Origin of the sequence: Sinomonas atrocyanea, assembly GCF_001577305.1 — a bacterium.
Classification (GTDB): domain Bacteria; phylum Actinomycetota; class Actinomycetes; order Actinomycetales; family Micrococcaceae; genus Sinomonas; species Sinomonas atrocyanea.
This window is the reverse complement of record NZ_CP014518.1, coordinates 3,324,348-3,351,187: the sequence shown is the minus strand read 5'-3', so window position 1 is coordinate 3,351,187 and position 26,840 is coordinate 3,324,348. Positions and strand designations below refer to the sequence as shown.

22 protein-coding genes and 2 tRNA genes are annotated in these 26,840 nt (G+C 73.5%); 18 read left to right on the top strand and 6 right to left on the bottom strand.

What is annotated here, in order from left to right:
* Positions 1 to 10 precede the first annotated feature (10 nt).
* Genes SA2016_RS15405 through imuA' form a run of 3 tightly spaced genes read right to left on the bottom strand, consistent with a single transcriptional unit; the run spans position 11 to position 5,977 of the window.
* Positions 11 to 3,643, bottom strand: coding sequence for an error-prone DNA polymerase (locus SA2016_RS15405; RefSeq protein WP_066499734.1), 3,633 nt, complete (start codon positions 3,641 to 3,643; stop codon positions 11 to 13).
* 49 nt (positions 3,644 to 3,692) lie between these two features.
* Positions 3,693 to 5,297, bottom strand: coding sequence for a DNA polymerase Y family protein (locus tag SA2016_RS15400; RefSeq protein WP_066499732.1), 1,605 nt, complete (start codon positions 5,295 to 5,297; stop codon positions 3,693 to 3,695).
* A complete protein-coding gene (gene imuA' / locus SA2016_RS21520; protein WP_066499730.1) occupies positions 5,294 to 5,977 on the bottom strand; it encodes a DnaE2-dependent mutagenesis accessory factor ImuA' in 684 nt (227 codons plus the stop codon). The genes SA2016_RS15400 and imuA' overlap by 4 nt, the downstream gene beginning before the upstream one ends.
* A gap of 130 nt (positions 5,978 to 6,107) precedes the next feature.
* On the opposite strand from imuA', the gene SA2016_RS15390 reads away from it, so the two are divergent.
* From SA2016_RS15390 to SA2016_RS15345, 10 genes are all read left to right on the top strand, one after another.
* The gene (locus SA2016_RS15390; protein ID WP_066502669.1) at positions 6,108 to 7,493 is read left to right on the top strand and encodes a cystathionine beta-synthase; all 1,386 of its coding nucleotides are present in this window, start codon (positions 6,108 to 6,110) and stop codon (positions 7,491 to 7,493) included.
* 11 nt (positions 7,494 to 7,504) lie between these two features.
* On the top strand, positions 7,505 to 8,671 hold the full coding sequence (locus SA2016_RS15385; protein WP_066499727.1) for a cystathionine gamma-synthase: 1,167 nt from the start codon (positions 7,505 to 7,507) through the stop codon (positions 8,669 to 8,671).
* 104 nt (positions 8,672 to 8,775) lie between these two features.
* The gene (locus tag SA2016_RS15380; RefSeq protein WP_066499725.1) at positions 8,776 to 9,720 is read left to right on the top strand and encodes a cytochrome b/b6 domain-containing protein; all 945 of its coding nucleotides are present in this window, start codon (positions 8,776 to 8,778) and stop codon (positions 9,718 to 9,720) included.
* Between the two features lie 56 nt (positions 9,721 to 9,776).
* Positions 9,777 to 11,312 (top strand): sensor histidine kinase, encoded by a 1,536-nt coding sequence (locus SA2016_RS15375; RefSeq protein ID WP_066499723.1) that lies wholly within the window; start codon positions 9,777 to 9,779, stop codon positions 11,310 to 11,312.
* On the top strand, positions 11,309 to 12,010 hold the full coding sequence (locus SA2016_RS15370) for a response regulator (RefSeq protein ID WP_066499720.1): 702 nt from the start codon (positions 11,309 to 11,311) through the stop codon (positions 12,008 to 12,010). Before SA2016_RS15375 ends, SA2016_RS15370 begins: the two co-directional genes overlap by 4 nt.
* Before the next feature lie 38 nt (positions 12,011 to 12,048).
* Positions 12,049 to 12,702, top strand: coding sequence for an MOSC domain-containing protein (locus SA2016_RS15365; RefSeq protein ID WP_066499719.1), 654 nt, complete (start codon positions 12,049 to 12,051; stop codon positions 12,700 to 12,702).
* A gap of 320 nt (positions 12,703 to 13,022) precedes the next feature.
* Positions 13,023 to 15,062: a DEAD/DEAH box helicase gene (locus SA2016_RS15360; RefSeq protein WP_084249576.1), complete on the top strand. Its 2,040-nt coding sequence runs from the start codon at positions 13,023 to 13,025 to the stop codon at positions 15,060 to 15,062.
* A 177-nt stretch (positions 15,063 to 15,239) separates the two neighbouring features.
* A tRNA-Thr gene (locus tag SA2016_RS15355) sits at positions 15,240 to 15,311 on the top strand.
* Between the two features lie 62 nt (positions 15,312 to 15,373).
* Positions 15,374 to 15,447: transfer RNA gene (locus tag SA2016_RS15350), tRNA-Met, on the top strand.
* Positions 15,448 to 15,593: 146 nt separating this feature from the next.
* A complete protein-coding gene (locus tag SA2016_RS15345; protein WP_084249575.1) occupies positions 15,594 to 16,700 on the top strand; it encodes an acyltransferase family protein in 1,107 nt (368 codons plus the stop codon).
* A gap of 64 nt (positions 16,701 to 16,764) precedes the next feature.
* Here the strand turns inward: SA2016_RS15345 and SA2016_RS15340 are convergent, their stop codons facing one another.
* A complete protein-coding gene (locus SA2016_RS15340) occupies positions 16,765 to 17,940 on the bottom strand; it encodes an ROK family protein (protein WP_066499714.1) in 1,176 nt (391 codons plus the stop codon).
* Positions 17,941 to 18,059: 119 nt separating this feature from the next.
* Between SA2016_RS15340 and SA2016_RS15335 the strand changes: the two genes are divergently transcribed.
* The 5 genes from SA2016_RS15335 to SA2016_RS15320 all read left to right on the top strand — a co-directional run bounded on the left by SA2016_RS15335 (position 18,060) and on the right by SA2016_RS15320 (position 22,374).
* The gene (locus tag SA2016_RS15335) at positions 18,060 to 19,763 is read left to right on the top strand and encodes a glycoside hydrolase family 13 protein (protein ID WP_066499711.1); all 1,704 of its coding nucleotides are present in this window, start codon (positions 18,060 to 18,062) and stop codon (positions 19,761 to 19,763) included.
* Between the two features lie 77 nt (positions 19,764 to 19,840).
* A complete protein-coding gene (locus SA2016_RS15330) occupies positions 19,841 to 20,287 on the top strand; it encodes a pyridoxamine 5'-phosphate oxidase family protein (RefSeq protein ID WP_066499709.1) in 447 nt (148 codons plus the stop codon).
* A gap of 425 nt (positions 20,288 to 20,712) precedes the next feature.
* Entirely contained in the window at positions 20,713 to 21,603 is an 891-nt protein-coding gene (locus tag SA2016_RS15325) for an HpcH/HpaI aldolase/citrate lyase family protein (protein ID WP_066499707.1), read from the top strand.
* Between the two features lie 17 nt (positions 21,604 to 21,620).
* On the top strand, positions 21,621 to 22,118 hold the full coding sequence (locus tag SA2016_RS21000; protein WP_084249573.1) for a hypothetical protein: 498 nt from the start codon (positions 21,621 to 21,623) through the stop codon (positions 22,116 to 22,118).
* 31 nt (positions 22,119 to 22,149) lie between these two features.
* Entirely contained in the window at positions 22,150 to 22,374 is a 225-nt protein-coding gene (locus SA2016_RS15320) for a hypothetical protein (protein WP_066499706.1), read from the top strand.
* On the opposite strand, the gene SA2016_RS15315 is transcribed toward SA2016_RS15320, so the two are convergent.
* Together SA2016_RS15315 and SA2016_RS15310 are read right to left on the bottom strand one after the other, a co-directional pair.
* A complete protein-coding gene (locus SA2016_RS15315) occupies positions 22,364 to 24,079 on the bottom strand; it encodes a SulP family inorganic anion transporter (protein ID WP_229710886.1) in 1,716 nt (571 codons plus the stop codon). The two genes, SA2016_RS15320 and SA2016_RS15315, sit on opposite strands and share 11 nt — an antisense overlap.
* Positions 24,076 to 24,456: an ArsR/SmtB family transcription factor gene (locus SA2016_RS15310; RefSeq protein ID WP_066499704.1), complete on the bottom strand. Its 381-nt coding sequence runs from the start codon at positions 24,454 to 24,456 to the stop codon at positions 24,076 to 24,078. Before SA2016_RS15310 ends, SA2016_RS15315 begins: the two co-directional genes overlap by 4 nt.
* Before the next feature lie 81 nt (positions 24,457 to 24,537).
* Here SA2016_RS15310 and SA2016_RS15305 point away from each other — a divergent pair, with 81 nt between their 5' ends.
* The 3 genes from SA2016_RS15305 to SA2016_RS15295 are packed head-to-tail and all read left to right on the top strand — an operon-like array spanning position 24,538 to position 26,830.
* Entirely contained in the window at positions 24,538 to 25,002 is a 465-nt protein-coding gene (locus SA2016_RS15305; protein ID WP_066499701.1) for an FAS1-like dehydratase domain-containing protein, read from the top strand.
* Positions 25,003 to 25,037: 35 nt separating this feature from the next.
* Complete coding sequence (locus SA2016_RS15300; protein ID WP_066502660.1) at positions 25,038 to 25,472, top strand: MaoC family dehydratase; 435 nt, start codon at positions 25,038 to 25,040, stop codon at positions 25,470 to 25,472.
* Between the two features lie 8 nt (positions 25,473 to 25,480).
* Complete coding sequence (locus tag SA2016_RS15295; protein ID WP_066499699.1) at positions 25,481 to 26,830, top strand: MFS transporter; 1,350 nt, start codon at positions 25,481 to 25,483, stop codon at positions 26,828 to 26,830.
* Positions 26,831 to 26,840: the final 10 nt, after the last annotated feature.

The following is a 26,840-nucleotide window of genomic DNA, read 5'->3' as shown; positions in this document are numbered from 1 at the left end:
CGGGAGGGGCTCACCTGAAGTCGCGGCTGGCCGTCTTCGCCTTCAGGGGCAGTGCCTCGAGCCGGTCCGCGACCAGGTTCGTCACGCCCTCCTTCGAGCGCTCGAGCATCCCGCGGATGACCATGGCGGGCGCGGCCTGTGCGGTCCGCCGGTAGCGGGTCCAGACCCCGATGCTGCACACCACATTGAGGATCCCCGTCTCGTCCTCGATGTTCATGAAGGTGATGCCCTGTGCGGTCTGCGGCCGCTGCCGGTGGGTCACGATCCCGGCCACCTCGATCCGGCCTCCCGGCGCCGCGGTCTCCAGCTGGCTGATCTGCAGGACGCCGCGCGCGTCGAGGCGGCCGCGGGCGTGGCGCAGCGGGTGGTCGTCGGTGGCGACGCCGGTGGCCCACAGGTCGTAGGCCACGGCGTCCTCCGCGGCCAGTTCGGGCAGGAGCGGCGGCTGGACGTAGGGCTGGGACCCGGGGAGCTGGCCCGGCCGCTCGAGGGCTGCTGCCCCCGACTGCCACAGGGCCTCGCGCCGGGTGAGGCCGAGCGAGTCCAGGGCCCCGGCCGAGGAGAGCGCCTCGAGCTGCTCCGCCGTGAGCCCGGTGCGCCGGGACAGCTCGGCCAGCTCCCGGAAGGGGCCCCCGGCCTCGCGCTCTGCGACGATCCTCTCGGCGAGGTCCTGGCCGATGCCGCGCACGCTGGAGAGCCCGAGCCGTACCGCGCGGCTCCCGTCCCGCCGGTGGGCGGCCCCCTCATCCGGGGCCTGGGGGTCGAAGGGGCCGATCGGGGGCTGGACCCGGTCCAGGCACGTCTCCAGGCCCGGGCTTGCCGGGGCCTGCGTCGAGGCCCCCGGCCCCGGGGCGTGCGGTGAGCCCGCCGCCGGAGCCTCCCGGCCGGCGTCGTCCGCCCCATCATGCGTCCCATCATGCGGCTCGAGGCACGCGTCCGCGCGGGAGCGGAGGATGTCCGGGCGGAGCACCGTGACGCCGTGCCGGCGCGCGTCCGCCACCAGGGTCTGAGGCGAGTAGAAGCCCATGGGCTGGGCCCGCAGGAGCGCGGCGAGGAAGGCGCCGGGGTAGTGCAGCTTGAGCCACGAGCTCGCGTACACGAGCACCGCGAAGCTGATGGAGTGGGACTCGGCGAAGCCGAAGTCGGCGAACGCTGCGATCTGGGTGTAGATCGCCTTCGACTCCTCGGGCGTCAGCCCGTTCGCGGCCATGCCGGCGAAGAGCTTCTCCTTCAGGCTCCCGATCTTCTCGACCCCTCGCTTGGAGCCCATCGCCCGGCGCAGCAGGTCGGCGTCCTCGGCCGTGCAGCCGCCGATCGCCATGGCCATCTGCATGAGCTGCTCCTGGAACAGGGGCACCCCCAAGGTGCGCTCGAGCACCGGCTCGAGCAGCGGGTGCGGGTAGGTCACCGGCTCCTCGCCCGCACGCCGGCGGATGTAGGGGTGGACCGCGCCGCCCTGGATCGGCCCGGGCCGGATGAGGGCGATCTCCACCACGAGGTCGTAGAAGCACCGGGGCCGCAGCCGCGGGAGCGTGCTCATCTGCGCCCTCGACTCGACCTGGAACACGCCCACCGAGTCGGCGCGGCACAGCATGTCATAGACGGCGGGCTCCTCCTTGGGGAGGTCCTCGATCCGCCAGCGCACCCCGAAGTGCTCCTCGACCAGGTCGAAGCAGTACTGGAGGGCCGCGAGCATCCCGAGGCCGAGCAGGTCGAACTTGACCAGGCCCATCCACTCGCAGTCGTCCTTGTCCCACTGCAGGACCGTCCGGTTCTCCATGCGTGCGTGCTCGATCGGCACCACCTCGCCCACCGGCCGCTCCGTGAGCACCATGCCGCCGGAGTGGATGCCCAGGTGGCGCGGGTAGCCGAGGAACTGCTCGGCGAGGGCCACGACGCGTGGCGGGATGCCGTCGGCGTCGTCGGACCCGGCGGCCGAGAGGGCGTCCCACCGCTCGAGCCGCTTGGACCAGGCGTCCTGCTGTCCGGGGCCGTAGCCCAGGGCCTTGGCCGCGTCCCGCACCGCGTTCTTGGGCCGGTAGCTGATCACGTTGGCGACCTGGGCGGCGTTGGCGCGGCCGTACTTCGCGTACACGTGCTGGATGACCTCCTCGCGCCGGTCCGAGTCGAAGTCGACGTCGATGTCCGGCTCCTCCTCGCGCAGGCTCGAGAGGAACCGCTCGAACGGCAGCCGGTACGCGATGCTGTCCACCGCCGTGATCCCCAGCAGGTAGCACACGGCCGAGTTGGCCGCCGAGCCGCGGCCCTGGCAGAGGATGCCCCGGCTGCGGGCGAACTGGACGATCTCGTGCACGATGAGGAAGTAGCCCGGGAAGTCCTTCTTCTCGATCACCGCGAGCTCCTTCTCGAGGCGCTCGCGGACCTCCTCGGGCGGCACGGGCCCCCGCCAGCCGGGTCCCGGGACGCCGTACCGGTCCGCGAGGCCGAGCTCCACGAGGTCCCGCAGGTGGGACATCGGCGTGCTGCCCTCCGGGACCTCCTGCTTCGGCAGCCTCGGGCGGGCGGAGCGCAGGGGGAAGGCCAGCGCTCCGGCGAGGCGCACGGTGTTCTCCACCGCGCCGGGATAGCGCGCGAACCGGTGCGCCATCTCGGCCCCGCTGCGCAGGTGCGCGCCGTCGGTGGCGGGCAGCCAGCCGTCGAGCTCGTCGAGGCTGCGCCGGGCGCGCACCGCCGCGAGCGCCGTCGCGAGGGGGTGCCGGGACGGTGCGGCGAAGTGCACCGCGTTCGTGGCCACGCACGGCAGGTCCAGGCGGGCGGCGAGGGCGGCGAGGACGTCGTTGTGGTCGGTGTCGAGCGGGCTGCCCTGGTCGTAGAGCTCCACGGCGACCCCGTCGTGGCCGAACAGCTCCACGAGCGTCCGGACGGCGCGCTCGGCGGCCGCCTCCCCGTGGTCGACGAGGGCCCTGCGGACCACGCCCTTGCGGCACCCGCTGAGTACCACGCAGTGCCCGCGCAGGCGCTCGGCGAGGTCTTCGAGGACGAACACGGGCCGGCCCTTCTCCGCCTCCCGGGCGAGCTGCCCGGCGGTGATGGCCCCGGCCAGCCGGTGGTACCCCTCCTCACCGCGGGCCAGGACGAGCAGGTGCTCGCCCTCCGGGTCAGGCCGCCCGTTCTGCGGGGCGGACAGGCCCAGCGAGAGCTCGGCGCCGAACACGGTGGCCAGCCCGTAGGCCTCGGCGGCCTCGGCGAGGCGCACCGCCCCGTAGAAGCCGTCGTGGTCCGTGATGGCGATCGCGGACAGGCCCAGCCGCACGGCCTCCTCCACGAGCTCCTCCGGCGAGGATGCCCCGTCGAGGAAGCTGTAGTGCGAGTGGACGTGCAGCTCCGCGTAGGGCACGGCCGCGGGCGAGCCGACCGACGACGGCGACCGGCCGCCGTCGTGCGCGCCCGCAGCCTGGGCGTCGGTTCCGTCCCCGCCCCCGGCGCGGGGTCCGCCGGAGAGCGCGGGGAGGGGGATGTAGGGGCCGCGCTTGCGGGACCAGGCCGGGCTGTCCCCGCCGTCGTGCTCGACCGGGGCCCGGCCGGCTCCGGTGCGTCCGCGGAGCTCGTCCGCGGTGACCTCCTTGCCGTCGAGGATGTCGTGGAGCTGCCGCCAGGGGATCGGCGGATTGGTCCACCCCATCGGTTCCTCCCTCAGTTCTCAGTCGTCGCCGGCTCTGGTCGTACCGGCCTCAGTCGTACCGGGCCTCGGCCCACCATCGGCCGTCCTCGCCCAGCAGCAGCCAGGCCTCTCCCTCGCTGTCGAGGATCTGGAAGCGTTCCGCCCGCCGGCTCCCTTCCACGTCCCACCACCTCTCGCGCAGCGGCCAGGGCCCTGCCCAGCTGCGCACAGCGCGCCGGGCCGTGCCCGGGTCCGGGGAGAACCAGGCCGGCGCGGAGGCGAGGTGCCCGCGGTCGTCCACCTCGAGGGGGCGCGCATCGTCGCCGAACAGCGCGACGGGCAGGGGTTCGGGGAAGACCGTGGCGGGCAGGGGCGGCGGGACGGCCCCCGGCCACGGCCGGGAGGCGAGGTCCGAGGTCCCGGCCGGGGCCTCCTCGCCCCAGGGCACGAGAAGGCAGCGCTCTGCCAGGAGCCGGCCGCCGGCCGCGGCCGGCTGCAGCACCGATCCGTGCCCCAGCATCGTCTGGAGGCGGTGCAGGCCGTGGTCGAGCCGCTCGTCCACGCCGCCGAACAGCGTCTGGGTGCGCCGCCCGAGGAGGTCCACCCGCTCCGGGGCCAGGCGGATCTGGACCACCGGGGCCGCCAGCGCCTCGCCCGTGGAGCGCCACGGGGTGCGGTGCCGGGCCGCGCCCTCGGGGCCGCCGGACTGCAGCTGCCAGCGGACCCGGTCGACCGCGTCGCCGGGCCCGAACTGGTGCGGGTGCCCCCACGAGCGCTCGGAGCGGCCCCCGGCGTCGTCGGTGATCTGCACCCGCAGCTGCGTGCAGGCGAGCCCCGCGCGCACGAGCCCGGCGACGAGGTCCTCGGCGACCGGGCGGAGGGCGAACGCGATCTGGTCGATGCGCTCGAGCCCGGGCTCGAAGTCCGCCGAGCGGTCGAGCGGCTCCGGCGGGACCCGGGGCAGGACGGGCCGGGGGTCCCGGCCCCGTGCCCGGGCATGGGCGGCGAGGCCCTCGGCGCCGAATCGGGAGCGGACCTCGGCGGCGGGCAGCGCCGCGAAGTCCTCGAGGGTGCGCAGGCCCAGCCGCGTCAGGAGGGAGGCGATCTTCGCATCGCCGAGGGCCGCGACGGGCAGGGGCGCGAGGAACCGGGCCGAGGCGCCCGGCTCCACGATCCGCAGGGGAGAGAGCTCCTGGGTGCCCCGCGCGGCCTGTTCCGCGGCGAAGACCGAGTCCGCGATCCCCGCCCGGGCCTCGAGCCCCAGCCGGGAGACGGCCTCGAGGGCGGCGCCCCCGGCACCCTGCTCGCTGCCGTAGTAGCGGGCCGCGCCCGGTGCCCTGAGGGCGCACAGGCCGGGGCGGAGCACCTGCACGCCCGGGACGGCGGTCTCGAGGGCCCGCACCACGGGTTCGAACTCCCGGGCCGAGCGCTCCGGGTCCGCGGGAACCTTGACGAGCTCGGGGCAGCGCGCCTGCGCCTCGCGCACCCGCAGGCCCCGGGCCACGCCGGCGGCCCGCGCCGGGGCGGAGCACACGGACACGAGGCCCTTCTCGATCACGGCCGCCGCGGCCTGGTCCGGCACCTCCCCGGCCAGGTGCGCGGCCACGAGGGGCCAGTCCGGGAACCACAGCACGAGCGCCCGGGGCGGCTGGGCAGGGCCCGTTGCCGAGCTCACGGCCGGCTCCCCGCTCCCTGGCGGGGGACGCGGACCGGGAGGGCCAAGGTCTCGGGGGAGGCGAGGTCCACGGTCGCGGTGCGGACGCGCCCGCGGTGGTTCGCCCGGAGCTCCACGAGGTGGCGCGCCAGATGCCCGTGGCCCCGGCCGAGGCCCTCCCAGCTGGACCCCGTCAGGCTCAGCGTGGCCTCGCTCTGGGGCCAGGGGCCCAGGACCAGCAGCACGCCGGACCGCTCGCGCAGCCGCGAGGCGAGCCGGGAGGCCTCGCCGGCCCGCGCCGCCGAGGGCGGGCGGACCAGGACCAGCGGCAGCACGTCGACGAGGGCCCCGACCGTGGCGAGCCAGTCTGCCCCCGGGTCCGGCACGAGCACGAGGCGGTCGAGGGCGATCCCGAACCCGGCGGCCGCCTCCGCGCCGAAGTCCGGGATCCCGGCCACGCCGCACCACTGCCCCTCGGCGGACGGGGCGGCCAGCAGGGCCATCGCGACGGAGAGGTGGGTGTCGAGGGAGTAGGCGGCCCCGCCGCGGAGCCCCGCGGGGAACAGGGGTGCCAGGCACGGGAGCACGGGGTGCGAGCCCTGGCGGTTCCGCCGGCCCTGCAGGGTGTGGATGCGTTCCTGGAGCTCGCGCAGCTGCCCCGCGGCGGCCGCCGCGGGATCGGAGCTGAGGGCGAGGGACATGCTCCAATTCTCGAAAACATGTTCGAATAAGTCAATCGGGAAAGGAGCGCCGTTCGAAACTCCGGGCTGTGCGTGAACCCCCGAGTCGCCCGCCTCTGCGCGTCCGGGCCCAGAGGCTACAGTGGGGGTCGTGAAGTACGCCAAGTCCGTCGTCGAACTCATCGGGCACACGCCCCTCGTCCAGCTGAACAAGGTCACCGAAGGCATCAAGGCGACGGTCCTGGTCAAACTCGAGTACCTCAACCCCGGCGGCTCCATCAAGGACCGCATCGCGCTGAAGATGATCGAGCAGGCGGAGGCGGACGGCAAGCTCGGCCCCGGCGGCACCATCGTCGAGCCCACGAGCGGCAACACCGGCGTGGGCCTCGCCCTGGTGGGCCAGCAGAAGGGCTACCGGTGCATCTTCGTGGTCCCGGACAAGGTCGGCGAGGAGAAGCGCGCCGTGCTCGCGGCCTACGGCGCCGAGGTCGTCGTCACCCCGACCGCCGTCCCGCCGGACTCCCCGCAGTCCTACTACGGCGTCTCCGACCGGCTCGTCAGCGAGATCCCCGGCGCGTTCAAGCCGGACCAGTTCTCCAACCCGGGGGCCCCGGCCAGCCACTACGAGACCACCGGCCCGGAGATCTGGGCCGACACCGACGGCAGGATCACGCACGTGGTCATCGGCGCCGGCACCGGCGGCACCATCACCGGCACCGGCCGGTACCTCAAGGAGGTCTCCCGGGACCGGCCTGCCTCCGAGGGCGGCCAGGTCAAGGTCATCGGCGCGGACCCCGAGGGCTCCGTCTACTCCGGCGGCACCGGCCGGCCGTACTTCGTCGAGGGCGTCGGCGAGGACATGTGGCCGGGGAACTATGACAAGTCCGTCCCGGACGAGGTCCTGGCCGTCAGCGACGCCGAGTCCTTCGCCATGACGCGCCGGCTCGCCCGCGAGGAGGGCCTCCTCGTCGGCGGCTCCTCCGGCATGGCCGTGGCCGCCGCCCTGCGTGTGGCGAAGGACCTGCCCGAGGACGCGGTCGTCGTCGTCGTCCTGCCCGACTCCGGGCGCGGCTACCTCGCCAAGATCTTCAACGACGACTGGATGCGCTCCTACGGCTTCCTCCCGGGCCAGGACGAGAAGACGGTCGGAGACCTGCTCAAGGGCAAGGACGGCCGCCTCCCGGACCTCGTCCACACCCACCCCAACGAGACGGTCCGCGACGTCATCGACATCATGACCGAGTACGGCGTGGGCCACCTGCCGGTCCTCTCGACCGAGCCCCCGGTGGTCATGGGCGAAGTGCTCGGCGCCGTGGACGAGCGCTCGCTGTCCGCCAAGCTGTTCCGCGGCGAGGCGATGCTCACCGACAAGATCTCCGAGCACATGGGCCCGCGGCTGCCCGTCATCGGCTCCCTCGAGGGCCAGGCGGAGCTGCGCAAGATGCTCAGCGAGGACGACGCCGTCATGGTCACCTTCGTCGGTGCGCCCGTCGGCATCCTCACCCGCCACGACCTCCTGGCCAACCTCAACAAGTAAGGGAGACCCCCATGCCTGAGCAGGGCGAGAAGACCACCGGATTCAACACGCGGGCCGTCCACGCCGGCCAGGAGTTCGAGCCGCGGACGGGCGCCGTCGTCCCACCGCTGCACTTCTCCTCCACCTATGCCCAGGACGGGATCGGCGGCCTGCGCTCCGGCTACGAGTACGGCCGCGGCGGCAACCCGACCCGGGACGCGCTGCAGGAGCAGCTCGCGGCACTCGAGGGCGGCTCCCACGCCTACTCCTTCGGCTCGGGCCTGGCCGCCGAGGACGCCCTCATCCGCGCCCTGTGCTCGCCGGGGGACAGGATCGTGCTCGGCAACGACGCCTACGGCGGCACCTACCGCCTCATCTCCCGGGTCCTCGCCCCGTGGGGGATCGCCAACAAGCCCGTCGACATGTCGGACCTCGACGGCGTGCGCGCCGCCGTCGCCGAGGGCGGCGCCCGCCTCGTGTGGGTCGAGACCCCCTCGAACCCGATGATGAAGGTCACCGACATCGCCGCCCTCGCCGAGCTCGCGCACGACGCCGGGGCCCTCCTTGTCGTCGACAACACCTTCGCGTCCCCGTACCTGCAGAACCCCCTCGCCCTCGGCGCGGACGTGGTCGTCCACTCGACCACCAAGTACATCGGCGGGCACTCGGACGTGGTCGGCGGGGCCGTCGTCGTCAACGACGGCGAGCTCGCGGAGAAGATCGGCTTCGTCCAGTTCGCGGTCGGCGCCGTCTCCGGCCCCATGGACGCCTTCCTCACCACCCGCGGCCTCAAGACGCTCGGGGTGCGCATGGAGCGCCATTCGGACAACGCGCAGAAGATCGCCGAATGGCTCGTGGGCCGCCCGGGCATCGAGCGGGTGCTCTACCCGGGCCTGCCCGAGCACCCGGGCCACGAGCTCGCGGCGAGGCAGATGCGCCGGTTCGGCGGCATGGTCTCGGTGCAGTTCGCGGGCGGCGAGGCCGCGGCGCGCACGGTCGCCGAGTCCACGCGGCTGTTCACGCTCGCCGAGAGCCTCGGCGGCATCGAGTCGCTCATGAACTACCCGTCCGAGATGACGCACGCATCCGTCAAGGGCACCGAGCTGGCCGTCCCGGTCAACCTCCTGCGCCTCTCCGTCGGCATCGAGGACGTCGAGGACCTCATCGCCGACCTGGACGCGGCGATCTCGCGGCTCTGACCCGCCCCGCCCGCCTGTTCGGTCCTCTCACCCGCCCTCCTTTCCTCACCCGCCCTCCTTTCCTCACCCTCCCTCCCACCCTTTACTCTCCAAGGACTCCTTCCATGCCGCAGACCTCACCTGCGAAGTCCGGGTTCACCCGGGCGCCGTGGTTCCGGCCGACGGCGGTCGGCGTCGGCGCCGTCGTCGTGCTCGCGATCGTCGTGCTCGGCGCGAAGTGGCTGCGCAGCACCGCGGCGGTCTCGCAGTTCATCGCGACCTATCCCGGCCACGCCCCGCTGCCCAGCTGGGCCCCCGACGGGCTGCCCGCGTGGCTGAACGTGCTGCACTTCCTGAACATGATGTTCCTGACGCTGATCGTGCGCACGGGCCTGCAGGTCCGCTTCACGACCCGGCCGCAGGGCTACTGGAAGCGCAGCAACAAGGGGTTCTTCAAGACCAAGGGCCAGCCCAAGAAGATCAGCCTCGACCTGTGGCTCCACCTGTGCCTGGACGCCCTGTGGGTGCTGAACGGGATCGTGTTCTTCGTGCTCATGTTCGCCACCGGCCACTGGGTGCGCCTCGTGCCGACCTCGTGGGACGTCTTCCCGCACGCGGTGTCCGCGGCCCTGCAGTACGCCTCGCTCGACTGGCCGCTCGAGGACGGCTGGGTCAACTACAACGCGCTCCAGCAGCTGACCTACTTCGCGGTCGTGTTCATCGCCGCACCGCTCGCGATCCTCACGGGCCTGCGCATGTCCGCCGTGTGGCCCACGAACGCCAAGGCCCCCCGCCTCAACAAGGCCTACCCCATGGAGTGGGCCCGCGCCGTGCACTTCCCGGTCATGGGCTTCTTCGTGGTCTTCGTGATCGTCCACGTGGTGCTCGTGCTCACCACCGGGGCGCTGAAGAACCTCAATCACATGTTCGCCGCGCACGACGGCGGGGACTGGCTCGGGTTCATCTTCTTCGCCATCGGCGTGCTCCTCATCGCCGGCCTCTGGCTCCTCGCGCGGCCGCTGTTCCTGCGGCCGGTGGCCTCGCTCATGGGCACGGTGACCCGGAACTGACCCGGAACCCCCCCGGGCAGGCGGGCACCTGCCGGGCCGCCTGCCACAATGGCCGCATGAGCCAGCGGATCCCGTTCCTCCCGGCGCCCGAGCACCGGCTCCGGCTCGCGGAGCTCGGCGTCCTCGACCGCCGGCGCACCCTGCTCGGGCTCGTCCTTGCCGTGCTCCTGCCCGCGCTGGTCCAGCTCGCAGCCACCCCGCTGCTCGCGGACGGCCGGGGCGGGCGCGCGGTCGCGACCGTCGAGCTCCTGCAGCTGCTCGCCGCGGTCCTCGTCGCCCTCGTGGGCGGGCTGTGGCCCGCGGTCATCGCGGCCGTGGCGGGGAGCCTCCTGCTCAACTGGTTCACCGCCGAACCCGTGGGCAGCCTGAGCGTGGCGCACCCGGAGGCCGTCGTCGGCCTCCTCGTCTTCCTCGCCGTCGCGTGCGCGGTGGCCCTCGCCGTGGGCGCCGCGACGCGCCGTTACGAGCAGGCCACGCGCGCGGCAGCGGAGGCGGACGCCATGACCGAGCTCGCCCTCGGCATCCTCGGCTCGACCGGCGGGATGGAGGAGTTCCTCGAGCGGGTCCGCTCGACCTTGGGCCTGCGCGCCGTCACGCTGCTCGCCCGGCGCCCCGCGGACGGCCCCGCTGCCGCATCCGGGCAGGCCGCCGGCTGGGACGTGCTCGCCACCGCGGGGGAGGCGCCCCCGGTCTCGCACGCCGCGGCGGACGACGCCGTGGCCCCCGACGGCTACTACACCCTCCTCGCCGCGGGGCATCCGCTGGACGACGGCGAGCGGCGCACCCTCCAGGCCTTCGGCGTGTACCTCGTCGCGATGCGCGAGCGCGCCCAGCTGGCCCGCAGCCGGGAGGCCAACCGTCGCCTCGAGGAGGGCAACACGATCCGCACCGCGATCCTCCAGGCCGTCTCCCACGACCTGCGCACCCCGCTGGCCGGGATCAAGCTCAGCGTGAGCAGCCTGCGCCAGGCCTCCGTCGAGTTCACCCCGGAGGAGGAGGCCGAGCTCCTGGGCACCATCGAGGACTACACGGACCGCCTCTCCCACGTGGTCGGGAACCTGCTGGACATGTCCCGCATCTCCGCCGACACCGTCCGCCCGCTCCTGCGCCCGGTCACCTGGCGCGAGGTCCTGCCCCGGGGGCTCGCGGGCCAGGACCGCGTGGCCGACCTCATCCCCGCCAACGCGCCGGCGGTCGACGCCGACCCGGTGCTGCTCGAGCGGGCCGTGGCCAACCTCGTCGAGAACGCCCTGCGGTACGCCCCGGGGGCCGCCGTCGAGCTCACCGCACGCAGCGGCATGCAGGACGAGCGCGGCCGCCCCTGCGGGGTGCTCCGGGTCGTGGACCACGGCGCCGGCATCCCGCCCGAGGACCTCCTCGTCGTGTTCCGACCGTTCCAGCGACTCGGCGACGTCACGGCCCAGGGGGGCGTGGGGCTCGGCCTCGCCGTCGCCAAGGGCTTCGTGGAGGCGATGGGCGGGCGCATCGAGGCCGAGGAGACGCCCGGGGGAGGGCTCACCATGTCCGTCTCCCTCCCGCTCTCCCAAGGCGTGCGGGCTCCGGGGGCCGGGGCGCCGGGGATGGCCGCATGAGCCAGGCGCCCCAGGCCCCCGGCCGCACCACGGTCCTCATCGTCGAGGACGAGGCGCGGTTCGCCCGGGCCCTGCAGATCAACCTCCGGGTCCACGGGTACGAGGCCGTCACGGCGCCCACGGGCGAGGACGCCCTCGAGATCGCCGCCGAGCGCAGCGTGGACATCGTGGTGCTGGACCTCGGCCTGCCCGGCATCGACGGGATCGAGGTGATCCGGCGGCTGCGGGGCTGGACGGACCTGCCCATCATCGTCCTCTCCGCCCGGCACGGCTCCGAGGACAAGGTCGAGGCCCTCGACGCCGGCGCGGACGACTACGTGACCAAGCCGTTCGGGCTCGAGGAGCTGCTGGCGCGGCTGCGGGCTGCCGCCCGCCGGGGGGCCCGGAGCGGCGAGGCGCCCCGCCTGCAGACCGGCGACCTGAGCGTGGACCTCGCCGCGCGGCGCGTGGTCGTCAGGGGCGCCGACGTCCGCCTCACGCCCACCGAGTGGAACATCCTCGCCCTCCTCGTGCGGCGCGCGGGGCAGCTCGTGACCCAGCGGGAGATCCTCACGCAGGTGTGGGGCCCCGCGTACGCGAAGGAGACCCAGTACCTGCGCGTGTACCTGGCCCAGCTGCGGCGCAAGCTCGAGGAGGATGCCGCCCACCCCCGGCACCTGCACACCGAGGCCGGCATGGGCTACCGCTTCGATCCGTGAGCGCTCCCGCGCGGGGCGCCGCGGGTACGCTGGTGGCCATGAAGACCGCCCGCGTCGTCGCCGTCTGCCGAGTCCACCAGCTGCTCGCCGATGCCGGCTCTGTGGGGGTGACGGGGATCGACAAACGGCCGGTCGAGGGACCGGTGCGGATCCGGCGCCTCGGCCTGCGCGGGGACGTCCAGGCCGACCGCGCGAACCACGGCGGCGAGGACAAGGCCGTGTACGCCTATTCGGAGGACGACGCCGCGCTCTGGGCGCGCGAGCTCGGCCGCGAGATCCCGCCCGGGCTCTTCGGGGAAAACCTCCGCGTCGAGGGGATCACCGCGAGCAACGCCGTGATCGGCGAACGCTGGCGCTTCTCCTCGGGAGCGCTGCTCGAGGTGACGATGCCTCGCATCCCGTGCGCGACCTTCGCCCGGCGCATGGGCGAGGACGGCTGGGTCTCGTGGTTCACCCGCGCGGGACTCTCCGGGGCCTACCTGAGGGTCCTCACGTCCGGGGACGTCGAGGCGGGCTCCCAGTTCGGGATCGAGCACGTGCCCGACCACGGGGTGCGCGTCGGCGCCTGGCTCGCGGACCCGACCGCGGAGATGGCCGAGGCACTCCTCGACGCCGAGGCCGACGGCGGGCTGCGCCTCGCCCCGGCGCTGCGGAAGTACGTGGTGGCTGCCGTGGAGCGCGACGGCGAGTAGGGCCGGGACCCGACTGTGCCCGACCTCACGGCGCCCTGGCCGCCCGAGGTGAGGGCCGGCGTCGTGCGTCCTGTATGATGGATGCATCCCCCACTTTCCGGAATTCCCTTCTCCTGCCCAATTCTTGAGGCAGGACTGGTGCGTGTTGGGGCCCGCGGAGCGGGCAATTGCATAGGGGAGTCCGGCTGAAGCAAACGCTGTACGGGTGCATGTGGTGCCGAATGCAGCGTAGGAGCCCTGCCTGGGATTGAGAGAGCGCCGGGCCTGAGTAACTGACCGACGACGAGCCTCCCCAGGCTCCCCACTGCGAGGACACACGCATGCCTGAAACCATCGAGACCCCCGTGATCACCGACGCCGAGGTCACCCCGACGGACGCCGAGATCACCCCCGAGACCCGCGAGGTCACCCCGACGGACGCCGAGATCACCGCGGACGACGCCGAGACCACCGCGGACGACGCCGCGCCCTCCTCCGAGGACGACGGCACCCCCCGCTTCACCGACCTCGGCATCGACGGCCGCGTCCTCGCGGCCCTCGCCGACGTCGGCTACGAGAAGCCGTCCCCCATCCAGGCGGCGACGATCCCGCTCCTGCTCGAGGGACGCGACGTCGTGGGCCTGGCCCAGACCGGCACCGGCAAGACCGCCGCGTTCGCCGTCCCCGCGCTCTCGCGCCTCGCCGAGCTGCACGACCTCAACGGCCCCTCCCGCGCCACCCAGGCGCTCGTGCTCGCCCCGACCCGCGAGCTCGCGCTCCAGGTGGCCGAGGCCTTCACCTCCTACGCCAAGCACCTCGAGGACTTCACCGTCCTGCCGGTCTACGGCGGCTCGGCCTACGGCCCCCAGCTCGCGGGCCTCCGCCGCGGCGCCCAGGTCGTGGTCGGCACCCCCGGCCGCGTGATCGACCACATCGAGAAGGGGTCCCTGGACCTCTCCGAGCTGCAGTACCTCGTCCTGGACGAGGCCGACGAGATGCTCCGGATGGGCTTCGCGGAGGACGTCGAGCGCATCTTCCAGGAGACCCCGGACGGCCGCCAGGTGGCGCTGTTCTCGGCGACCATGCCCTCGCAGATCCGCCGCATGTCGAAGCAGTACCTCAACATGCCGGAAGAGGTCACGGTCAAGTCCCAGACCACCACTGGGAAGAACATCCGCCAGCGCTACGTCCAGGTCATGGGCGCGCACAAGCTCGATGCCCTCACCCGCATCCTCGAGGTCGAGGAGTTCGACGGCGTCATCGCGTTCGTCCGCACGAAGATGGCCACCGAGGACCTCGCCGAGAAGCTCAAGGCCCGGGGCTTCCAGGCCGCCGCGATCAACGGCGACATCGCCCAGGCCCAGCGCGAGCGCACGGTCGAGGCGCTGCGCGAGGGCAAGATCGACATCCTCGTCGCCACCGACGTCGCCGCCCGCGGGCTCGACGTCGAGCGCATCAGCCACGTCGTGAACTACGACATCCCGCACGACACCGAGAGCTACGTGCACCGGATCGGCCGCACCGGCCGCGCCGGCCGCAAGGGTGACGCGATCCTGTTCATGACCCCGCGCGAGAAGTACCTCCTGCGGGCCATCGAGAAGGCCACGCGCCAGGCGGTCGAGCAGATGCACCTGCCCACGGCCGAGACGGTCAACTCGCTGCGCATGAGCAAGTTCGCCGACCGGATCACCGAGACGCTCGAGTCCGAGGACGTCTCGATGTTCCGCGACCTCATCGCCTCCTACGAGAACGAGCACGAGGTGCCGGCGGCGGAGATCGCTGCCGCGCTCGCGGTCATGGTGCAGGGTGACACCCCGTTCTTCGTCAAGGAGCTCCCCTCCACTCCCGAGTTCCAGAAGCGCGACCGCAACAAGGACGGCTTCGGCTCCCGCGGCCCGTCCCGGTCGGTGACCGAGGGCAACGCGACGTACCGCATCGCCGTCGGCCGCCGCCAGCGCGTCATGCCGGGCTCGATCGTGGGCGCACTCGCGAACGAGGGCGGCTTCCACTCGAGCCAGATCGGCGGGATCGACATCCGGGCGGACCACTCCCTCGTGGAGCTGCCTGCGGAGCTCTCCTCCGATCAGTGGAAGGCCCTGTCCAAGACCCGGATCGGCGGCGAGCTCATCAAGCTCGAGCTCGACTCGGGCCGCCGCCCCACCGGTGACCGCGGCGGCGACCGTGGTGGCGAGCGTGGCGGCTTCCGCGGCCGCAGCGACCGCGGCGACCGTGGCGGCGACCGCGGGTTCGGCGGCCGTCCGGACCGTGGTGGCCGCAGCGGCGGACGCGACCGCGACGACCGCGGGTATGCCGGCCGCGGCGGCTTCGGCGACCGCAAGCCGCGCCACGGCAAGGACAGCGGCCGCAGCCGCGCCTGGTGATCCACAGCGCCTGATGGACGAGCCCGTCCCCGGAGACCCGGGGGCGGGCTCGTCCCCTTTTCCCGGTCCGCGTTCCCGGTCCGGGGCCGGCCGCGGCGGCCGCCCGAGCGGGGGGAGCGGGGCGGGCCCAGCCGATTTGGTGGGGCCGCCGCTCTTCCGGTAAAGTATCTGTCTGTTGCCCCCCTAGCTCAGTGGTAGAGCGCCATCTTGGTAAGATGGAGGTCACGGGATCGATTCCCGTGGGGGGCTCTCGCAAGGAGGGTCCGCGTCAACCGGTGTTGGCCGGATGGCGCGGCCTTTTTCCTTGTCGTGGCGGTGTAGCTCAGCTGGTTAGAGCGCACGACTCATAATCGTGAGGTCCCGGGATCGAGTCCCGGCACCGCTACAGCAGGACCCCCGGGAGACCGGGGGTCCTTTTTCCTGTCCGGGCGGCCCGATCCTGATTCCTCCCGCGGCCCTCTGGGTAAGCATCCTCAAAATGGTCCCAAGGCAATTCCGCTACACTCTCTCGGACCCGAACGAGAGGAAAGCATGACGGCAACAGCCACTGTCAGTTCAGCAGCGCCGGCCCGGCCCCGCGCGGGGGGCCTGGGCCATGTGCCGGCGCTCGACGGCATCCGCGCCCTCGCCATCATCCTGGTCGTGGTCTACCACGCCGTCATGCCGGTGCACTTCGGCGGTGCCGGTGGCGTGGACATCTTCTTCGCCCTCTCCGGCTTCCTGATCACCACCCTGCTCCTCGAGGAGCACGACGCGCACGGGGGCATCTCGCTGCGCCGCTTCTACCTCAGGCGCGTCATCCGGCTGTACCCGCCGCTGCTGATCATGCTGGCCGTGGTCTTCGTGCCGATTGCCGTCCTCATGGGCACCGGCAATGCCGCCTGGGGCTCGCTCATGGCGCTCTTCTACCTCATGCCGGTCGGCGCCGAGACGGGCGCCGACAGCCTCTCGGCCTATGCCCACACCTGGACGCTCGGGCTCGAGGAGTGGTTCTACTTCGTCTGGCCGCTCGCGCTCGTGCTCCTCGTGAAGGGCGCCCGGACGGTGCACGGCCAGCGCCGGCGGCGTGCCATCGCCGTCGCGGGTGCCGCGGCCGTCGGCCTCGGGACGTGGGCGCTCGTGCTCGAGGCCACCACGGGCCACATGTCCTTCATCCTCCGCGCCAGCGGCCTGTTCGCGGGCTGCGCGCTGGCCCTCGTCCTCCACGGCTCCGACCTCCGGGCGCGTGCCTGGCACGGCCTGCTCGGCGTGGCCCTCATCGGGTTCTCCGTGGTCCACTCCTCGATCGTGCCGCTCTCCATCATCCACACCCTCGCGGCGGCAGCCGGAACGCTGCTGCTCATCGTCGCGATCGTGCGCGGGGGCGACGGGCCCCTGCAGCGCCTCCTGTCGCTGCGCCCGCTGACCTACGTGGGCCGCATCAGCTACGAGATCTACCTCTGGCACTACCCCGTCCTGTGCGTGCTCGGCGTGCTCGCCCACTCGCAGTTCCTCGAGGTCGGAGCGATCGCGGGGCCGCTCTCGTTCGTGCTGGCGGCCGGTGCGCACGCCGCGACCAAGCCGCTCGTGACGTGGCTTAGGGCCCGCACCGCCACCTGGGCTCCCCGCGCCGCCGTGCCCTCAGGGGCGCCGGCCTGAGGCGGCAGGCCGCCTCGGGACGGCCTGCCGCCTGCGGCAGGCGGGCCGCCCCCGGGTCTGCCCGCTAGGGGAGCTCGATCGCCAGGGCGCGGTCGGCCACGTCGTCGAGCGCCCGGCGCACCGCGCCGAGGGCCACCGCGTCGCCCCCGAGAGCGGACACCTCGACGCGCGGGGGCGTGTCCGTCAGGCGCGGGAGCTCCTGGCGGATTCCCGGCAGCAGGGCCGCGGCCGCGCCCGCCACCGCGCCGCCCAGGACCACGAGCTCTGGATTCAGGAGCGTGCCCAGCACCGCGACGACGCGGCTCATGTGCTCCGCGAGGCGGGCCAGGACGCCCAAGGCGCCCGGGTCGCCGTCGCGCGCCGCTTCGAAGACCGCCTCCGCGGTGACCTCCGCCGGCGCGAGGCCCGCAAGGCCGCCCGCAGCCGCCTCCGCACCCCACGCCCGGGCGAGCTGCCCGATGCCGTGGGGCCCCGCGGCGCCCTCGACGAGGCGCAGGAAGGACAGCTCGCCGGCGCCGCCGTGGCGGCCCCGCAGGAGCCGCCCCGATTCGAGCAGTCCCGCGCCCAGACGCTCCCCGGCGAGCACGACGGCGACGTCGTCCACCCCCTGCGCCGCACCGCGCCACTGCTCGGCCAGGGCCGCGAGGTTCGCGTCGTTCTCGAGGATCACGGGCCACCCGTGGCGCGCCCGCAGGCCCTCGGCGAGGCCCACATCGAACTGCTCCCAGAAGTCCCGGGGGGTCGCGATCCGGCCGTCCCTGTCCACGGGTGCGGCGACGCCCGCGGCTGCCGCGAGCACCCTTCCAGGCCGCGTGCCGGCCGCGGCGAGGGCGGCGAGCGCGGTGGCGCTCACGGTGTCCACGCGCCCTGCGGCGCCCGCCCCGGGGAAGGCCCCGCTGGCCGAGCCGAGGGTGCGGCCGCGGAGGTCGGCCACGAGCGCGGTCGTCTTCCCGGCGCCCATGTCGAGCCCGAGGACCACTCCGGCGTCGGCGCGGAAGGCAAAGGTCCGCGGCGGGCGCCCTCGGCCGGCCTCGGCCCGCTCGGGGTCGAGGCCGATGGCCCAGCCCCTGCGCACGAGGTCGTCGCCGACGGCGATCACGGTCGCCCGGCTCAGCCCCGTGGCATCCACGAGCTCCGTGGCGGTGAGGCCCGCTTCCGGGGCCTCCCTCAGCCGCCGCAGGACTGCCTCGGCATTCGCGAGCCGCACCACGTGCGGCCCTGCCGCAGGTCCCTTCCGCATCCGCTTGACCTCCCGCTCGCCCCGGCCGAATAATGGACTCCGGCATTGATTTAGATTCTAAATATAAAACGCGGGGATGTGATGCGCACCCGCGGCAGACCCACGGAACAGGAGGACCGGTGCCCACCACCGCCCACGAGCCCGACCGCACGAACCCGTCCGCCGACTGGTGGCGCCAGGCCGCCGTCTACCAGATCTATCCCCGCAGCTTCGCCGACTCCAACGCCGACGGCCTCGGGGACATCCGCGGCATCACCTCGCGCGTGCCGTACCTCGCGAAGCTCGGCATCGACGCCGTCTGGCTCAGCCCGTTCTACCCCTCGGCCCTCGCCGACGGCGGCTACGACGTGGACGACTACCGCAACGTGGACCCCCGGCTCGGGAGCCTCGAGGACTTCGACGAGATGGTCTCCGCGCTCCACGGCGCCGGCATCAAGGTGATCGCGGACATCGTCCCGAACCACACCTCGGACCGCCACGTGTGGTTCCAGGAGGCACTGGCCGCGGCGCCGGGGTCCCCGGCCCGCAACCGCTACATCTTCCGTGACGGCCGCGGCGAGCACGGGGAGCTGCCCCCGAACGAGTGGACCTCCATCTTCGGCGGCGGAGCGTGGGAGCGCGTCACCGAGGCCGACGGCACGCCCGGGCAGTGGTACTTCCACCTCTTCGCCAAGGAGCAGCCGGACCTGAACTGGGACAACTCCGAGGTGCACGAGGACTTCCTGACGACCCTGCGCTTCTGGTCCGACCGCGGCGTCGACGGCTTCCGCGTGGACGTGGCACACGGGCTGAAGAAGGACATGGACGCCGTCCACGACGACCTCGAGACCATCCACCGCGCCGACCTCTTCGCCCTCGGCGAGCACCCGCTCTGGGACCGGGACGAGGTCCACTCGATCTACGCCGAATGGCGCAGGGTGTTCAACGAGTACACCCCGCCGCGGGCCGCCGTCGCCGAGGCCTGGGTCCATGCGGACCGCCGCGCCCGGTACGCCTCGCCGGACGGCCTCGGCCAGGCGTTCAACTTCGACCTCCTCCAGGCCGACTTCGACGCCGCCCAGTTCCGCGAGGTCATCACGAAGAACCTCGCCGAGGCCGCCGCGACCGGCGCCTCCTCGACGTGGGTCTTTTCGAACCACGACGTGGTCCGCCACGCCACCCGCTACGGCCTTCCCAAGGGCACGGGCCGCGGCGGCGCCGGCACCGACGGGAAGGACTGGCTCCTCGACGGCGGGGACCCGGCCGAGGTCGACGCCGCGCTCGGGCTCCGCCGGGCCAAGGCCGCGACCCTGCTCATGCTCGCCCTGCCCGGCTCGGCCTACCTCTACCAGGGCGAGGAGCTCGGTCTGCAGGAGGTCGGCCGCATTCCGGAGCAGGACCGGCAGGACCCCACCTACTTCCGCAACCGCGGCGTGGAGATCGGCCGCGACGGCTGCCGGGTCCCGCTTCCCTGGGAGCCCACGGGCACCTCGTTCGGCTTCGGCGCCAACGGCTCGCACCTCCCGCAGCCGGCATGGTTCAAGGACTACGCCGTCAGCGTCGAGGAGCAGGACGCCGGCTCGACCCTCGCCTTCTACCGCCGGGCCCTCGCGCTGCGCCACGAGCTCGTCGGCGAGGAGCACCTCGAGTGGGCCGACGCCGCGGACGACGACGTGCTGCACTTTGCGCGTACGGCTCGGGACGGCGGTGCCTGGCACGTGGTGGCGAACTTCGGTGCCGCCCCGACGGAGCTGCCGGAGGGGGAGGTGCTGCTCTCGAGCGTCGAGGTCGAGGGCGGCAAGCTGCCCGGCGACGCAACGGCCTGGGTCCGCGTGCAGGCCTAGTCCAGGAGGGGGCAAAGGGCCCTTCCGCGCCCGGGTGCTCCATGGGAGCCTAGGGAGACCACCGACGGGGAGGGGCCATGGCCGACGTCAACGCGGACTTCCAGTACGGGCCGGGCGCCCGTCACGAGGACTACGAGCTGGATGCCGAGCAGTGCTGGTCACTGCTCGGCTCCTCCGGCGTAGGGCGATTCGCCTTTGTCCACGAGGGCCGTGTCGCGGTCTACCCGGTCGGATACCTCGTCTACGGCGGTGCCGTCCACTTCCGCACCTCCCCGGATGGGACCGTGGTGAACAGCCTGCCCCAGGACGGGGTCGCCCTGCAGGTGGACGCCATGCAGCCGTCCGTCCAGGCGGGATGGTCCGTCCTCGTGAGCGGCCGGGCCGAGGTGGTCGAGGATGCCCACGAGCTCACCACGCTGTTCGGCCAGATGGTGGACGAGCCGTGGGCCGGGGGAGTGCGCGACGCGTTCGTCCGCGTCCGTCCCGAGCGCCTCAGCGGCCGGCGCGTGTACCTCGCGCAGTAGCGGACCTGCGGACCGGCGGTGTCGCGGCCAGGGCCGCGAGGCGTACCGCCGCGCTATTAGTAAAGTCGCTTGACAAATTGCCGCCGCGGGCGTGGACTGGATGCATCGAGGTTGGCTGGGGAGCCCGATTCTTCGACCGTTCATCTGTCAGGAGAGTCCCATGGCTGAGCAGGAGACCGTCACCAGCCCCTCACCCCACGAGGCGCCCCGTCCCGTCGACAGGAGCCCCAGGACACAGGAGCGACGCCGCTCCGACGCTGTGCCCTCCTGTGTTCCGCGTCTGCCCGCCGGAATTCGCTGGTGGGAGGCTTGCGGCGGCTGGACGGCGGGCTACCAGCTGAGCGTCTTCTGACCCGGGGTGGGCTGGCCTGCGAGGCCGGCTCACGGATGTGCCAGCGGGGCCTCCGCAGCGATACGGTGGACCCATGACGTCACCTGTTTCCGCCGATTCGACGCGTCCCGTGGGCGCAGACCGCCCCGGCCGCCCCGCGCGCGAGATCAGCCCGGAGATCGCCCGCTCCTGGCTGCTCGTCAACGCGATGCGCACGGAGCTCTTCGACGAGTCGGCAGCGTCCCGTGCGGACGCGATCATCCTCGACATCGAGGACGCCGTGGACCCCTCGCACAAGGACGAGGCCCGCGAGAACGTCACCCGCTGGCTGACCGCCGGCGGCCGCGCCTGGGTGCGCGTCAACGACGCCACGAGCCCCTTCTGGGCCGACGACCTCGCCGGGCTGCGCGGCACTCCCGGCCTGCTCGGCGTCATGCTCGCCAAGACCGAGTCGGCCGACCAGGTGACGGAGAGCTTCCACCGCATGGACGGCAAGACCCCGGTGATCGCGCTCGTCGAGTCGGCGGTCGGCATCGAGGAGGCCAACCGCATCGCCAAGGCCCAGGGTGCGTTCCGCCTCGCCTTCGGCTCGGGCGACTTCCGCCGCGACACCGGTATGGCGGCGACGCCCGAGGCCATGGCCTACCCGCGCGCGAAGCTCGTCGTCGCCTCCCGCGTCGGCAACCTTCCGGGCCCGATCGATGGCCCCACCGTCGGCACGAACCACCCGATCCTGCGCGAGCAGAGCGCCATCACGGTGATGATGGGCATGACGGGCAAGCTGTGCCTCGCCATCGACCAGACCACGGTCATCAACGAGGTCATCTCCCCGACGCCGACCGATGTCGCCTGGGCCACGGACTTCATGCGCGACTTCGAGGCCAACGGCCGCGTGATCCGCGACGGCTCGGACCTCCCGCGCCTCGGCCGCGCCGAGAAGATCATGAAGCTCGCCACGGCGTTCGGCGTCCAGCCGGCGGTCTAGGAGCCACGGCCTCCGCCATGGAAGGCGGGCCCTGGCTCGTCCACGGCATCGCGTGGGACGGCCCCGCCGAGCAGCGCGACGACACGCGCTTCATCCACGCCTTCCACCGCGGCGGGAACGTTCCGGCGGGACTGCGCGACTACCTCATGCAGCCGCACTGGCGCGCTCCCCGCGCCCCGCCTCGCCGTACTCCTCGACGCCAGGGCCGCCGAGGTGACCCGGCTGCTCGGCGAGGTGGGAGGCATCGGAGGGTTCGACGTCGTCCGCGAGAGCTGGCAGCCGCCGGCGGCAGGGACGGGGCTGCTCTCCGCCGCGCCGCGGAGCGCCTATCCCGCCGACCCCGCCCTGGCGACCATGCGCTCACCCTCGCCTCGGTCCTCGGCCCCTTCGCGCTCGGCTCGGCCGGACCGGATGGGGAGGCCTTCGTCGTCCACCTGGGCCGGCTCCGCGGCAGGGTGATCGAGCTCGGACCGTTCGAGGGCGCCCTCCCGCCCCGGCAGGCCCCGCTGTTCTGAGCAGGGCGCGCGCCCGCCTAGACTGGACGCCGTGCCGAACGACTACTGGGAGACCGCCTCGCCGCTCTACAAGAAGGTCGTGTTCTCGGGCATGGCCTTCCTCGGCATCGGGATCGTGCTGAGCATCGTCGCCAACCTCGGCCACGTCACGTGGCTCCTGTGGCCCTCGATCGCGGTGATCGGCGTCGGCCTCGTCGTCCACATGGTCGGGCTCGGCATCCGGGTCCGCGAGACGAAGCGGCGGCTCAAGCAGTAGCGCTGGGCAGCCGCGCCCGCCGCACGTGGCTGCGGGCATGCTCCACGGCGTCATCGAGCGAGTCGAAGAGATGCCTGTGGTGCCGCAGCTCGGCGATCACCCCGACCCTGCGCACGAGGTCGAGATGCTGCTCCTGCACCCCCTTGAGGAGCACCGTGACGCCCCGCGCCTCGAGCCGGCGGACCGCCTCGACGAGGGTCTGGGCCCCGGTCGCGTCGAGGTAGCGGAGCTGGGACAGGCGCAGGACGGCGACCTCGACGCCGTCGGCCGATGACGTGCGCGTGACCTCCTCGAGCACCCGCTCCGCCGCGCCGAAGAACATGAGGCCGTCGAGGCGGAAGACGGCGATGTGCTCGTCGCCGTCGTGCGCCGGCCCCGGGATCGGCTCGCGCCGGACGCTGCCGAGCTTCGCGAACTGGCGCAGCGTGAGCAGGGCCGCAGCGGCGAGCCCGATCTGGATCGCCACGATGAGGTCGAAGGCGACGGTGATGACGGCCGTGAGGACGAACGCCACCGCGTCCTGCCGCGTCGAGCCGAGGATCCGGCGGGCGGTCCCCACCGAGACCATGCGCCCGGCCGTGACCATGAGGACGCCGGCGAGGGCCGCGAGCGGAATCTGGGCGACGAGCGGGGCTGCCAGGTAGACGATGCCGAGCAGCACCAGGGCGTGGACGATCGACGCCGTGCGGGACCTGCCGCCCGAGCGGACGTTCACTGCCGTCCGCGCGATCGCGCCGGTGGCCGGCATGCCGCCGAAGAGCCCGGCGGCGACTGACGCCAGCCCCTGGCCCACGAGTTCACGGTCGGGGTTGTACGGTCCGGTGGTCCGCCCGTCGGGACCGGCGAGCCCGGAGGCGACCCGCGCCGAGAGGAGCGACTCGATCGCGGCCAGCGCTGCGACCGCCAGCGCAGGGCCGGCCAGGGAGGGCAGGTCCGAGATGCCGAAGCCGGGCAGGGCCGGGGCCGGGAGCGAGGCCGGCAGGGCGCCGATGCGCTCGACCTCGAGGCCCAGCAACCCGGCCCCCAGCGAAGCCGCGAGGATCGCGAGGAGGCTGGCAGGGAGGCTGCGGTGGATCCGCGGCACGAGGAGGGTGGTGGCGACGACGAGCGCGACGACGCCGAGGCTCGCCGCGGCGCGGGGCCACGGGGCGGAGGCCACGGCGGCGACCGCCGCCACCGCCGTGTTCTGTCCGGGGGCGACGGGGGCGGACACGGCGAGGGGAACCTGCTGGAGGAAGATGATCACACCGATCCCGAGCGTGAAGCCCTCGACGACGGGCCAGGGGATGTAGGCGACCGCCCGGCCGAGCCGTGACGCGCCGAGGGCCACGAGGACGATCCCGGCCAGGACGGAGAGCAGGGCGGCCGCGCCCGCCCCATGGGCCGCCACGATCGGGGCGAGGACCACGACCATGGCCCCGGTCGGGCCGGAGACCTGCACATGCGAGCCGCCGAAGACCGCCGCGAGGAGCCCCGCCACGATTGCCGTCACGAGCCCAGCCTCGGCGCCTGCCCCCGAGCTCACCCCGAAGGCGAGCGCGAGCGGGAGGGCCACGATGCCCACCGTGAGGCCCGCAACGAGGTCCCCGCGCCAGGTGCGGCGCACCCCCGTGTAGTCGGACGCCTGGGGGAGGAGGGACCGGAGGGTGCCGAGCCCTCTGGCCAGGGCGCCCGGCCCCGAGCGCTGCACCCCGGGCGCGTTCACCGGGTTCCCCCGCCGTGCGCCGCGACCGAGGGGAGGGCGGAGGCGGCCTCGAGCTGCTCGCGGGTCTCCGCGAGCGTGTCGAGGAGGAAGGTGCGGGCGATCGCGAGGAGCTCGGCGATCGTGGGGTGCGCGAGCGAGTACGTCACGGAGTTGGCCGTGCGGACGCTCGTCACGACGCGGTGGCGGCGCAGCGTCGCAAGGTGCTGCGAGAGGTGCGAGGCCTCGAGTCCGGTGCCCTCGAGCAGCTCGCTCACCGGGCAGGACTGCCCGGGGGAGCCGGCGAGGATCTCCAGGATGCGGATCCGGGCGGGATGGGCGAGGCCCTTGAACAGGTTCGCCTTGATCTCGTAGAGGGGCGCCTCGCGGTCGCTGAACATGCTGCCTCCAGATGATGGATTGATGAATTCATCATACCGCGAGCCTCGGAGGGCGTCGGTGCCACCGGATAGGCTTTCCCTATGGCCATCAACCCCGACCTCGCCGGTCGCGTGTACCCGCCCGCCGAGGTGTACGACGTTGCCCGCGAGAAGATCCGCGAGTTCGCCCGCGCCGTCAAGGCGGGGCACCCCGCCCACTACGAGGTCGACGCCGCGCGTGCCCTCGGCCACGCCGACCTCGTCGCGCCGCCCACGTTCGCGATCATCGTGGCCCAGCGGGCGGACGCCCAGCTCATCGCCGACCCGGAGTCGGGCATCGACTTCTCCCGGGTGGTCCACGCCGAGCAGCGCTTCACCCACCACCGCCCGATCGTGGCCGGGGACCGGCTCACCGCCGAGCTCCACGTCGACACCGTCCGCGCGATGGGCGGCGGCGCCATGATCACCACCCGCGCCGAGATCCGCGCGCTGGGCTCCGGGGACGCCGAGGGCGAGAGCGTCGCCACCACCGTCTCGTCGATTCTCGTGAGGGGAGAGGGCCAGTGAGCGCCGAGGAGAGCGTGCAGGCCGGCACTGCCGTGATGCCCGTGTTCGACCAGCTCGAGAAGGGCCTGGAGATCGGCCGCCGCGAGGTCGCCGTGACCCGCGCCGACCTCGTCCGGTACGCCGGGGCCTCGGGGGACTTCAACCCGATCCACTGGAACAACGACTTCGCGGTCGCCGTCGAGCTGCCGGGCGTGATCGCCCACGGCATGTTCACGATGGGCGCCGCCGTCCAGCTCGTCGTCGACTGGGCCGGGGACCCGGGCGCCGTGGTGGACTACCAGACGCGCTTCACCAAGCCCGTGCCGGTCCAGGACACGACCGGCACCGAGGAGCCCGGCGCGGTCCTCGAGGTCGTCGGGACCGTCGGGGCCCTGGACCCCGAGGCGCGCACGGCCCGGATCGACCTCACCGTCACCAACGCCGGCCAGCGGGTGCTGACCAAGGCGCAGGCGCTCGTCCGGCTGGCCTGAGCGTCCCCGTGGCACGGCTGCCCGCGGCACGGACGCCAGCGCCGCCCGTGGCCGCCGAGGTCCGGCGCTGGCACCTCGCCGTCATCGCCGCGTACGGCGCGAGCGGCGTCGCGTTCTCGAGCTGGGTCTCCCGGGTCCCGGCGCTGCGCACCGACCTCGGCCTCAGCCCGGCCGGGGTCGGCCTGCTCCTGCTGTGCATGACGCTGGCCTCCTTCGCCTCGGTCTCGGCCTCGGGCCTTGTGGTCCTGCGGATCGGCTCCGCCCGCACCATCCAGGCGGGCTCCCTCCTGGTGGGCGCCGGCCTCCTCACGCTGGGCCTGGGGGCGACCGTGGTCCGCTCGCCCGTGGCGGCTGCCGTGGGGTTCGCGGTGATCGGCCTCGGGACGGCGAGCTGGAACACCGCGTCCAACGTCGAGGGGGCCGCCGTCGAGCGGGCGCTGCGGAAGTTCATCATGCCCCGGCTGCACGGCGCCTTCAGCCTGGGCACCGTCCTCGGGGCCGTGGTGGGCACGTGGGCCGCCGCCGCAGCGGTGCCGCTCGCCTGGCACCTCGGGGCCGCCGGCGTGGTCGTGGCCGGGACCGTCGTGACCGCCGGGACCTTCCTGCGCGCCGACCGCGCTGCCGGGACCGCGCACGACGGCGGGATCCCCGCCGCCGGGGAGCCCTCGCCGTCGTCCGTGCTCGCCCCGCCCGCCGAAGCCGGCGGAACCGGGCCCGACGGAAGCGGCGCCGACGGAAGCGGATCCGCCGGAAACGCCGGAAACGCGGGCCCGGGCGGCCGCGCCCAGGTCGCGGCGGCCTGGCGCGACCGCCGCACCGTGCTGCTGGGCGTGATGGTCCTCGGCCTCGCGCTGGCCGAGGGCGCCGCGGGCGACTGGGTCGCGCTCGCGCTCGCGGACGGCTACGGCGTCTCCCAGGCCGAGGGCGCCGTGGGGTACAGCGTGTTCGTCTGCGCGATGGCCACGGGCCGCTTCCTCGGCACCCCGGTGCTCAACCGCCACGGCCGGGTGACGGCGCTGCGGGCGTGCGGGGTGCTGGCGCTGATCGGGCTGGCCCTGTTCGTGCTCGCGCCCGCGCTGTGGCTCGCGTTCGCCGGGCTCGTGGTCTGGGGCCTCGGCGCCTCGCTCGGCTTCCCGGTGGGGATGTCCGCCGCCGCGGACGATCCCGTCCACGCCGCCGCCCGCGTCTCCGTGGTCTCCACGATCGGCTACGGCGCGTTCCTGTGCGGGCCGCCGCTGCTGGGGTTCGTGGCCGAGTTCACCGGCGTGCGCTACTCGCTGCTGACCGTCCTGCTCTTCGTCGTCGTCAGTGTGGCCCTCGCGGGACAGGCCGCCCGCCGGGCCAAGCCTGCCGTGTGACTAAGCTGGA

Bases quoted from the DNA above. Each gene is read 5' to 3' on its own strand.
- SA2016_RS15380 (WP_066499725.1), top strand. From the start codon at position 8,776: ATGCCGCAGACCTCACCTGCGAAGTCCGGGTTCACCCGGGCGCCGTGG.
- imuA' (WP_066499730.1), bottom strand. From the start codon at position 5,977: ATGTCCCTCGCCCTCAGCTCCGATCCCGCGGCGGCCGCCGCGGGGCAG.
- SA2016_RS15365 (WP_066499719.1), top strand. From the start codon at position 12,049: ATGAAGACCGCCCGCGTCGTCGCCGTCTGCCGAGTCCACCAGCTGCTC.
- SA2016_RS15325 (WP_066499707.1), top strand. From the start codon at position 20,713: ATGACGTCACCTGTTTCCGCCGATTCGACGCGTCCCGTGGGCGCAGAC.
- SA2016_RS15360 (WP_084249576.1), top strand. From the start codon at position 13,023: ATGCCTGAAACCATCGAGACCCCCGTGATCACCGACGCCGAGGTCACC.
- SA2016_RS21000 (WP_084249573.1), top strand. From the start codon at position 21,621: ATGGAAGGCGGGCCCTGGCTCGTCCACGGCATCGCGTGGGACGGCCCC.
- SA2016_RS15375 (WP_066499723.1), top strand. From the start codon at position 9,777: ATGAGCCAGCGGATCCCGTTCCTCCCGGCGCCCGAGCACCGGCTCCGG.
- SA2016_RS15345 (WP_084249575.1), top strand. From the start codon at position 15,594: ATGACGGCAACAGCCACTGTCAGTTCAGCAGCGCCGGCCCGGCCCCGC.
- SA2016_RS15300 (WP_066502660.1), top strand. From the start codon at position 25,038: ATGCCCGTGTTCGACCAGCTCGAGAAGGGCCTGGAGATCGGCCGCCGC.
- SA2016_RS15330 (WP_066499709.1), top strand. From the start codon at position 19,841: ATGGCCGACGTCAACGCGGACTTCCAGTACGGGCCGGGCGCCCGTCAC.
- SA2016_RS15305 (WP_066499701.1), top strand. From the start codon at position 24,538: ATGGCCATCAACCCCGACCTCGCCGGTCGCGTGTACCCGCCCGCCGAG.
- SA2016_RS15405 (WP_066499734.1), bottom strand. From the start codon at position 3,643: ATGGGGTGGACCAATCCGCCGATCCCCTGGCGGCAGCTCCACGACATC.
- SA2016_RS15385 (WP_066499727.1), top strand. From the start codon at position 7,505: ATGCCTGAGCAGGGCGAGAAGACCACCGGATTCAACACGCGGGCCGTC.
- SA2016_RS15370 (WP_066499720.1), top strand. From the start codon at position 11,309: ATGAGCCAGGCGCCCCAGGCCCCCGGCCGCACCACGGTCCTCATCGTC.
- SA2016_RS15340 (WP_066499714.1), bottom strand. From the start codon at position 17,940: ATGCGGAAGGGACCTGCGGCAGGGCCGCACGTGGTGCGGCTCGCGAAT.
- SA2016_RS15310 (WP_066499704.1), bottom strand. From the start codon at position 24,456: ATGTTCAGCGACCGCGAGGCGCCCCTCTACGAGATCAAGGCGAACCTG.